This is a genomic window from Bacillus sp. J33, from assembly GCF_000518885.1.
In the GTDB taxonomy this organism is placed as follows: domain Bacteria; phylum Bacillota; class Bacilli; order Bacillales; family Cytobacillaceae; genus Cytobacillus.
In genome coordinates this window covers 24,942-32,898 of record NZ_JAEL01000063.1, presented here as the reverse complement: position 1 = coordinate 32,898, position 7,957 = coordinate 24,942, and the positions used below count along the sequence as shown (strand labels likewise).

The following is a 7,957-nucleotide window of genomic DNA, read 5'->3' as shown; positions in this document are numbered from 1 at the left end:
TGAATCGTTTCACAGTATTATTAAAAAAGAATTGATCTACCAGAAAAAATATAGGACAAGAGCAGAGGCAACAAAGGAAGTTTTTGAGTATATCACTTGTTTTTACAATCCAGAGAGGATTCATTCAACCATTGGATACCAATCACCGATGGAGTTTGAAAAAGCTTACTACTCAAAAATGAAAGTCGCCTAATTTAACCTTTTCCTGGACAAATNATGATGTAACGCAAGTTAGATCATCATTTGTCCAGGTTACCAAGCGATAGCGCGGTAGGAAGAAAGTAAGAAAGTGCCCAATTTAATTTGTCCGTTTTCTTGACGTAGTATCAGTAATATTCTTTTTTCTGTTCTCTTAATCTCTTATATTGTGAAAAGAGCTGCTTATATGGAAGATGTATTCATTTTGAACCTGTAAACCAGATATTGCTGATGAATTTTTAATATAACTAATCTTTTAAGCTGAATTTTCCCCAATAAAAAAACCCCGGATTTCTCCGGAGTTCTGCATCAGCCTTATTTAGATTCGAATCTTTCCACCAGCAATGCCAGTGTACGGACCATAACGCCAGTAGCGCCTGCCGGGCCAAGGTCATGGTTTTTCGTTGTGGTTGCTGTTCCTGCTATATCGAGATGCACCCAAGGGGTGCCTTCTGCAAATTCGCCTACGAAGCCTCCCCCCATGATCGCATGTCCGGCACGGCCAGGAGAGTTGTTCAAGTCAGCAATTTTGCTGTTCCTGATTCTTTCCTTATCTTTTTCAAAAAGCGGCAAGCGCCAGATTGGTTCACCGGCTTCATTTGAAGCTTCAAGCACCTGCTCGAACCACTCTTCGTTATTGGTCAGCGCACCAGTTGTTTCCTCGCCAAGCGCGACGATGACACCGCCAGTCAGAGTAGCGACATCTACAAGGTAATCCGCTCCATGATGCTTGGCATAAGTTACTGCGTCCGCAAGAGCAAGGCGGCCTTCTGCATCTGTATTAAGCACTTCAATTGTTTTGCCGCTCATGGATGTAATCACATCGTCCGGCTTTAAAGCTGTTCCGCTGATCATATTATCTGTTGAAGGAATGACAGCGACTACGTTTTGCTCAGGCTTCAGTTCGCCAATGACTTCCATGGCGCCAAGGACTGCTGCCGCTCCGCCCATATCGGTTTTCATGCCGACAATGCCATCCTTCGGCTTAATGGAGTAGCCGCCTGTATCGAAGGTAATTCCTTTTCCGACCAGGCCAATGACATCTTTCCATTCTTCCTTGCCCTGATACTTAAGGACGATCATTTTAGGAGGCTCTGCCGAACCTTGGTTTACTGCCAAAAGGGCACCCATGCCAAGCTTAAGCATGTCCTCTTTATCAAGGATTTCAACTTCCATTCCATATCTCCATGCAAGCTCTGACGCGTAATTTGCCATATCTGTAGCTGTCAGCATATTGCCGGGCAGATTCACGAGTGTACGTGCTGAGTTCGTTCCCTTTCCGTATGCATATCCAACCGTTAAAGATGCTTTAACATCTTCTTCATCCGCTGCATCGCTATAAACCACAATGTTTTCAATTTCTTTTTCCGGTTCATTCGATTTCTGTTTGTAATCTTCAAATTTATATGTAGCAAGAGCAAACGCTTCGCTGACTGCATGGGCAGCATCCAGCGCATCTACTTTTTCGCTTGTGAAACTATCAAGGTAAACCGCCGCCTCCTGAAGCTTGGACGATTTCACTTCTTTAAAAGCTCTGCCCAGCGCTTCGCGCAGAAGCTCGAAACTATATTCTTTCTCCTTGCCAAGCCCTACCGCAATTAGGCGTTTTGCACCGATCTTTCCAAATGTATGTATTTTGGCAACTGCTTTTTTCTTTGAAGAAATATCTCCGCTTTTCACAAGCTCTGTCAGCTGCCCGTCAAACTGCTCGTCAGCCCTGGCAAGAACTCCTTCGAATTTGTTTGGTTTATCAAACACACCTACAATCAGGCATTCGTGTTCAGCTGAATAATTGAATTCCTGTTTAACTGAAAACATCATTGCACCCCCATAAATCATTTAATGTATTTCATCTTATTATATCGAAAATACAGAATTATTTCGACTATCTAATTTTTATAGGCTAATCCTCTAGATACAATATAAGCTGAGGAAGCTTTGGAAGATTTCCTACCCCTTCAAAAGGTACACGGTCAATGTCTTTCGGAAATATCGAGAGGCTTTCTTCAATAAACCTGTACACATGCTCCAGGTCGATCCCCCAATGCTTCGGGCGATATGACTGCAAGTAATCATGGGCCGCCTGCATCATAAGCCTTGCCCCCTTTACATTGCCATACTCATAGTGATAGATGCTTACACTCATCTGCAGCAAACCTTTTAAAAAGAGATTTCCCTTGTCCGTCATCCACATTTCCTCAAGAAGATCGTGGCATGTATAGTAGTCGCCTTCATTAAAACTGATGAAGAACTCGTAATATTCAATCGGATAATCTTCCATACAAATCCACTCCATTTTACAAGTTCCCATACTTGCTGGTACTGCACATTTTAGCAAAAGGGAAGAGTATTCGCACATTTTCAGCATCTAACATTTATTCTTAGTATATTCCAGGATAAGTGAGTAAAGAAGAAGATAGACAGTAAGGAGAATGAAATGGATACAATCTTATTTGCTGTATTCGCTTTTGCTTACATAGTACTTCTAATGGTTCTGTTTTTTTTAGGATGCATAATCACGATCATCAGAACCGCCATAAAGCTCCCGATTGAAAGCGCAGCTGCCCTTAATGCCTTCCGAGTGGGTCCTTCTGCTATCCTTGATTGTGACAGTTCATTTTCAAAAACAGAGCAGCCCTTCTTAAGAGAACCGCTTGCAGGAAGAGCAAAACTATTAGAGAATATGAATATAAGTTTAAAGAAATTTCAGCTAATCTGTTGAACTGCATTTGCCAGTTCCAGTGAAGTATGTTGCAGCTAAAGGTGGTCTCAAATGGAATTATTCACGAACTTTCCTTTATGGTCTGCTCTTGCAGCCATCTTTTTTGCCCAGTTTGTAAAAGTGCCGATTCAATTTATCGCAACAAGGCAAGTTGATTGGTCCCTGCTGACAAGTACAGGTGGAATGCCCAGTTCCCACTCAGCGGCAGTAACAGCTCTTTCCACCGGTGTTGCACTTGAAACAGGAATGGACTCTGCTGTATTTGCCGTCTCTGCCATTTTTGCCATCATCACTATGTTTGACGCTACCGGAGTTCGCCGTCAGGCAGGGGAACAAGCCATTGTTTTGAACCAGCTTGTTGCCGATTTCAATAAATTTGTTGAAGAAGCGAAGATGTGGCAAAAGAAAGAGGAGCAGGAAAAGCAGAAGGAATTGAAGGAGCTGCTTGGCCATAAGCCAATTGAAGTATTATTTGGCGGTTTAACAGGCATCCTGTTAACTTTGGGACTGCATTATTTATTATCCTGATAGGTGTGAATTGAAATGAAAATCCTTTCTTTGTGCCCAAGCAATACGGAGTTAATTGAATATCTAGGCTTTACCCATATGCTGGCTGGGGTTGACGATTACTCCGACTGGCCTGATCAAATTAAGAGCCTTCCCCGGCTCGGGCCAGATTTGTCCATCAATATGGATAAAGTTGAAGAATTAAATCCTGACCTGGTACTTGCTTCTCTTAGTGTACCCGGGATGGAGAAAAATGTGGAGGACCTGAAGAAAAGACAAATTCCCCACATAGTTTTAAACCCCCAAAGCCTCGAAGATATTGAACAGGACTTAATATCTGTTTCGGAAAAAATCGGAAAGCCTGAAGCAGGCATATCTGCGGCTAAAACCTTTCGGACAAAAATAGAGGCTCTCAAGAAAATCTCAGCAAACATACAAAATAAGCCCAGCTTATATTGGGAATGGTGGCCAAAGCCCGTTTTTACACCTGGCGAGGTAAATTGGCTTACAGAAATCAGCGAAATCGCTGGCGCTGTTAATTTATTCAGAGATGTGGAGCTTGCAAGTGTCCAAACTGATTGGAATGATGTACTACAGAGAAATCCAGACTATATTTGCCTTGCATGGGTTGGTGTTAGACGTGAAAAGGTGAATCCGGAAATTGTTTTGAAGCGTCCTGGCTGGAGCAATCTCGATGCAGTAAAAGAGAACAAAATTCTTGTACTTGAAGAAGAACTCTATTGCCGCCCTTCTCCCCGATTAATTGAAGGGGCCGTCCGGCTGGCTAAAAAGATCCATCCGGAGGAATTTGCTTCAATATAAAAAGAAGGCTGGCTACAAGAACCAAATAGAAACAGGCAAATCCGAACTGAACCGGATTTGCCTGTTTAAGCTGCTATCTCTTCTCAGATTTAATATATTGCTGTCTAAAAACCTGCATAGATTCATTTTCATTCAGTATTCTTAAATCTTCCTCCGTAAGGGTGCCATCGCCCATCTCAACGATATAGACATCCAGTGTCTTTTTTCCCCAATTATTATAAACATCTTCAACCGTTTCATAATAAAGATCCAGTTTGTTTCCTTTGATGGCGCCGCCTTTGTCGGCAACAACGCCATATCCATAGCCAGGAACAAACAGGATTGTCCCAATCGGAAAAACATTTAAATCTGCTGCTACAGTAGAATATAAATCTCGCTTTACTTTAACTCCTGAATATGTAATGCCAAATGACGGGTGATCAGGATTCTTACCCGTTGATTCATAAAATGCCGTATACCCTGTCGCAACCACTTCCTTAGTCTGGTATTGCGACCAGTCAATTGATTCCTCCAGCGTTAGAGGCTGGCTCGCAGCCGCTTCGCTGGCTAAAATCTTTGGATCCAGGCTTGCAGCACGCTGCAAAAACTTAAAAGCCACGCCAACCGACTTAAATGTATGATCAAAACCTGATAGCTCATCATTGCTAGTTTGTTTAGTTTCATTTTGGTAAAAATGAATGATTGTTCTCGCTTCCACCCCAGATATCGAATGAAACGTTGTTAGCAAAGCTCCCAAAAACAAAACTGACATGATGGAACGTTTTGTCCATTTTTTAAATCTGTTCATCTAGAACACTCCTCCCAAAGTTATTCATTTCCCATCATTCAGAGAAATATTCATAACTTTTGGACGGGCAGGCTTCCATCATACCCTTTTTATAGCGGGAGAAACCAATGGTGCCAAGGGTTCCTCTAATTTAACACACTATTCAAAAAAAAATAAAAAACCCCTGCCATCAGCAGAGATTTTTGTTATAAATAATTAAAACATGCGGTAGCCTTTTTTACGGAGCAGCCTGATTGTAATTCCGGCAACAATTGCCCCTGCCATCCCGCTGCTCAAAATCAGGATATCCGCCAGAGCAAGGCTGGATAACTCTACACCCAGGCTGGAGAAAGCTTCACCTGCATTTTGAAAATATTCGATAAACCGAACTTTATCAATAATCCTAATTGCTATAATCGGATAGATAATGGCCATAATCCAGGACATTCTTAACAGCATATTCAAAATAAAGCCTATTCCAAAAAATAGCACAAAGAACAAAAGCATGGAAATAGGCAAAACAAAAATCGTCATTTGCATGGACTTGTTCCTCCCTTAGCACATCAATATTTAGTGTACTTAATGTGGGATAGGGAGTCAATAAGAAAAGCCACTAGACATCAGCAGGTCTCCTCACTATTTAAAAGAGGGGATTCTTTTTTCCAAAGAAAAAACTTCGCATTCCGCGAAGTTTCGTCTTATTCCTTCTTTTTTCCGGTACCGCCGCAGCAAGAACAGGTTTCCGAACCACCTAATAGCAATTGGAAATAACCTTTCCCTGAACAATAAATGCATTCTTTGTTTTCATAATTCTTAGCTGTCATTTTATTCATCTCCTTATTTCGTAACTGAATTTTCTGATAATATACCAAGGATATGAGTAAATGAAAAGCTTCAAATTTCATGAAAAACCATTGATGGAAACGCATACAAGCATGTTTTACTTCTAAAATCTCTCTGTATCTCTAAATTTCAGAAAATTATAAAAATATTTTATAAGCAGTATAGCCAAACGTATCTCCCGGATTTATACCGTCTATTAACGGTTTTATAGAGGACTCCGAAGAATTTAATATGTATTGGAGAAGGACAGACGCATTCGGGTCGCTAGCCAGTTCCCCTGGATCGCGATATTGAACATCAAAAAGCTCGCTCTCCTGGACTTTCAAAGACTGTCCTGGTTCAGCTTCAAGCGTAAAAAGGATCATATTATCGCTGACTTCCCCTTTAATCACTCCTGTTCGCATGCCAATCATGCCCTTCACTGCACATTTAACACCTGTTTCCTCTTCAACTTCCCGAACAGCGGCTTCATCCGCTGTTTCTCCCGGCTCAACGAATCCCGCGGGCAGCGACCATTTCCCTTTCAGACCGCCGTATTTCTTTTTAACGACAAGCCATTTGCCATCAGGAGAAACCACTAGCCCCGAAACCGCCAGCCAGACCTTGCCTCTTTTATTCTCCACTCCCATCTGACAACCCCCTTTTTATAAAATATTGTAACACGATCATTACGAGATTAATGAGATGAGCATTAAAAAAGGGATGGACTAAGCAGTCCATCCCTTAAAAATGTATAAGAGCTGTTTTATTAAAGAATGTTGAATTTACCTTTTTTCAGTACCATTGAAGGTCCGCCAATCATGTATAAAGCACGGTTATCAATCATTTTCTTCATAAATGAAGCTTTAGAGCCAACCATTTTCTTTCCAAACGCAACACCAATTGCATCGTCTTCGCCAAGTGAACATACAGTTCCTTTAATATCAGGAGTGAATGTTTCCAGCTCAGTCTTGTTGCGGATTAAAGCTGTTAGGTTTCTGGCGCATACTTCACCTTGCTGCATGGCGATCTGGGCAGTAGGAGGGTATGGGCGGTTAATTTCTTCATTGATGATCAATGAGCAGTCTCCAATGATGAACATGTTATCATGCCCAGGAGCACGCAAATCAGGCTGAACTTTTACACGGCCGCGCATTGCTTCGATGCCGGAGTTCTCAATAATAGAGTTTCCGCGTACACCTGCTGCCCAAACAACAGTTCCAGCTTTGATTTCTTCGACTTCATCTTCACCTTTTCCAACGATGATGCCTTCAGGTGTAGCTTCTTTGATCGCAGTGCCAATCATGAATTGTACGCCTTTTTTCTCCAAATGGGAGACGGCATAATTAACAAGCTCAGGATCAAAACCTGGAAGCACCATTGGCGCTGCTTCTACACAAATTAATTTTACTTTATGGTAGTCTACATCGTACTCTTTGCAAAGCTCAGGAATGCGGTTTGCCAATTCCCCTAGGAATTCAATTCCTGTGAAGCCAGCTCCGCCGACAACGATTGCCAGGCGCTCATCTTTCTTCTCAGCCTCTGTATTATAAGTAGCAAATTGATATTCAATATGCTCTCGGATTTGGCGTGCTGCATTTACATTGACAATTGAGAATGCATGCTCCTTAAGTCCTTTGATTCCGAACGTTTCAGGCTCTGCGCCAAGGGCAACAACCAGGTAATCATAGTCCAGTTCGCCGCTCTCTAATATGACTTTCTTTTCTTCTGTTTTAATTTCAAGAGCAGTTCCCTGAACAAACTCAACCTTGTTGCGGTCGATAACATCTTTAATATCGTAGCGTACTCGATCATGATGAAGTGTTCCGGCTGATGCCTCATGCAGCCATGTTGTTTCGTAATGGTAATCATTTTTATTCACTAATACGATTTCTGCTTCATTTGTTCCTACAGACTTCTGCAAACGGGTTGCAACCATTAATCCGCCGTAGCCTGCACCCAGGATAACAATCTTTGGCTTTCTCAAGTGTATCACTTCCACCTTTTTTAGTATTTTCTAATGTTTTTCTTATCTTCCGCTGCTTTATATTTTTTATTTCAAAAAAATATAAAAAACTTTGTGATGTTATTCACTAACTAGTTCAAAAAAATGCCTTGAA

The 7,957-nt window shown here is 41.7% G+C and carries 11 protein-coding genes; 4 read left to right on the top strand and 7 right to left on the bottom strand.

The features are described 5' to 3' along the window. A partial coding sequence (locus L634_RS0117485; RefSeq protein ID WP_026583566.1) for an IS3 family transposase occupies positions 1 to 193 on the top strand: 193 nt, incomplete at its 5' end. A gap of 320 nt (positions 194 to 513) precedes the next feature. Here L634_RS0117485 and L634_RS0117480 read toward each other — a convergent pair. Together L634_RS0117480 and L634_RS0117475 are read right to left on the bottom strand one after the other, a co-directional pair. Beyond that, positions 514 to 2,016 (bottom strand): leucyl aminopeptidase, encoded by a 1,503-nt coding sequence (locus L634_RS0117480; protein ID WP_026583565.1) that lies wholly within the window; start codon positions 2,014 to 2,016, stop codon positions 514 to 516. A gap of 85 nt (positions 2,017 to 2,101) precedes the next feature. After that, positions 2,102 to 2,479 carry a DUF309 domain-containing protein gene (locus L634_RS0117475; protein ID WP_026583564.1) on the bottom strand — a complete coding sequence of 126 codons (378 nt, stop codon included), beginning with the start codon at positions 2,477 to 2,479 and terminating at the stop codon, positions 2,102 to 2,104. A 156-nt stretch (positions 2,480 to 2,635) separates the two neighbouring features. Here L634_RS0117475 and L634_RS0117470 point away from each other — a divergent pair, with 156 nt between their 5' ends. Genes L634_RS0117470 through L634_RS0117460 form a run of 3 tightly spaced genes read left to right on the top strand, consistent with a single transcriptional unit; the run spans position 2,636 to position 4,249 of the window. Then, on the top strand, positions 2,636 to 2,920 hold the full coding sequence (locus L634_RS0117470; RefSeq protein WP_026583563.1) for a hypothetical protein: 285 nt from the start codon (positions 2,636 to 2,638) through the stop codon (positions 2,918 to 2,920). A gap of 51 nt (positions 2,921 to 2,971) precedes the next feature. Continuing rightward, the gene (locus L634_RS0117465) at positions 2,972 to 3,448 is read left to right on the top strand and encodes a divergent PAP2 family protein (RefSeq protein WP_026583562.1); all 477 of its coding nucleotides are present in this window, start codon (positions 2,972 to 2,974) and stop codon (positions 3,446 to 3,448) included. A gap of 15 nt (positions 3,449 to 3,463) precedes the next feature. After that, on the top strand, positions 3,464 to 4,249 hold the full coding sequence (locus tag L634_RS0117460) for a cobalamin-binding protein (protein WP_026583561.1): 786 nt from the start codon (positions 3,464 to 3,466) through the stop codon (positions 4,247 to 4,249). A gap of 73 nt (positions 4,250 to 4,322) precedes the next feature. On the opposite strand, the gene L634_RS0117455 is transcribed toward L634_RS0117460, so the two are convergent. The 5 genes from L634_RS0117455 to L634_RS0117435 all read right to left on the bottom strand — a co-directional run bounded on the left by L634_RS0117455 (position 4,323) and on the right by L634_RS0117435 (position 7,824). Then, a complete protein-coding gene (locus L634_RS0117455; RefSeq protein ID WP_026583560.1) occupies positions 4,323 to 5,036 on the bottom strand; it encodes a 3D domain-containing protein in 714 nt (237 codons plus the stop codon). Between the two features lie 195 nt (positions 5,037 to 5,231). Then, entirely contained in the window at positions 5,232 to 5,555 is a 324-nt protein-coding gene (locus tag L634_RS0117450) for a YuiB family protein (protein WP_026583559.1), read from the bottom strand. Positions 5,556 to 5,713: 158 nt separating this feature from the next. Next, positions 5,714 to 5,839 carry a YuiA family protein gene (locus L634_RS33910; protein WP_198029787.1) on the bottom strand — a complete coding sequence of 42 codons (126 nt, stop codon included), beginning with the start codon at positions 5,837 to 5,839 and terminating at the stop codon, positions 5,714 to 5,716. Positions 5,840 to 5,995: 156 nt separating this feature from the next. After that, the gene (locus L634_RS0117440) at positions 5,996 to 6,487 is read right to left on the bottom strand and encodes an NUDIX domain-containing protein (RefSeq protein WP_026583558.1); all 492 of its coding nucleotides are present in this window, start codon (positions 6,485 to 6,487) and stop codon (positions 5,996 to 5,998) included. A gap of 119 nt (positions 6,488 to 6,606) precedes the next feature. Further along, complete coding sequence (locus L634_RS0117435) at positions 6,607 to 7,824, bottom strand: NAD(P)/FAD-dependent oxidoreductase (protein WP_026583557.1); 1,218 nt, start codon at positions 7,822 to 7,824, stop codon at positions 6,607 to 6,609. Positions 7,825 to 7,957 lie beyond the last annotated feature (133 nt).

Excerpts from the sequence above, each read along its gene's own strand:
- L634_RS0117480 (WP_026583565.1), bottom strand. The coding sequence starts at position 2,016 with ATGTTTTCAGTTAAACAGGAATTCAATTATTCAGCTGAACACGAATGC.
- L634_RS0117475 (WP_026583564.1), bottom strand. The coding sequence starts at position 2,479 with ATGGAAGATTATCCGATTGAATATTACGAGTTCTTCATCAGTTTTAAT.
- L634_RS0117470 (WP_026583563.1), top strand. The coding sequence starts at position 2,636 with ATGGATACAATCTTATTTGCTGTATTCGCTTTTGCTTACATAGTACTT.
- L634_RS0117465 (WP_026583562.1), top strand. The coding sequence starts at position 2,972 with ATGGAATTATTCACGAACTTTCCTTTATGGTCTGCTCTTGCAGCCATC.
- L634_RS0117460 (WP_026583561.1), top strand. The coding sequence starts at position 3,464 with ATGAAAATCCTTTCTTTGTGCCCAAGCAATACGGAGTTAATTGAATAT.
- L634_RS0117455 (WP_026583560.1), bottom strand. The coding sequence starts at position 5,036 with ATGAACAGATTTAAAAAATGGACAAAACGTTCCATCATGTCAGTTTTG.
- L634_RS0117450 (WP_026583559.1), bottom strand. The coding sequence starts at position 5,555 with ATGCAAATGACGATTTTTGTTTTGCCTATTTCCATGCTTTTGTTCTTT.
- L634_RS33910 (WP_198029787.1), bottom strand. The coding sequence starts at position 5,839 with ATGACAGCTAAGAATTATGAAAACAAAGAATGCATTTATTGTTCAGGG.
- L634_RS0117440 (WP_026583558.1), bottom strand. The coding sequence starts at position 6,487 with ATGGGAGTGGAGAATAAAAGAGGCAAGGTCTGGCTGGCGGTTTCGGGG.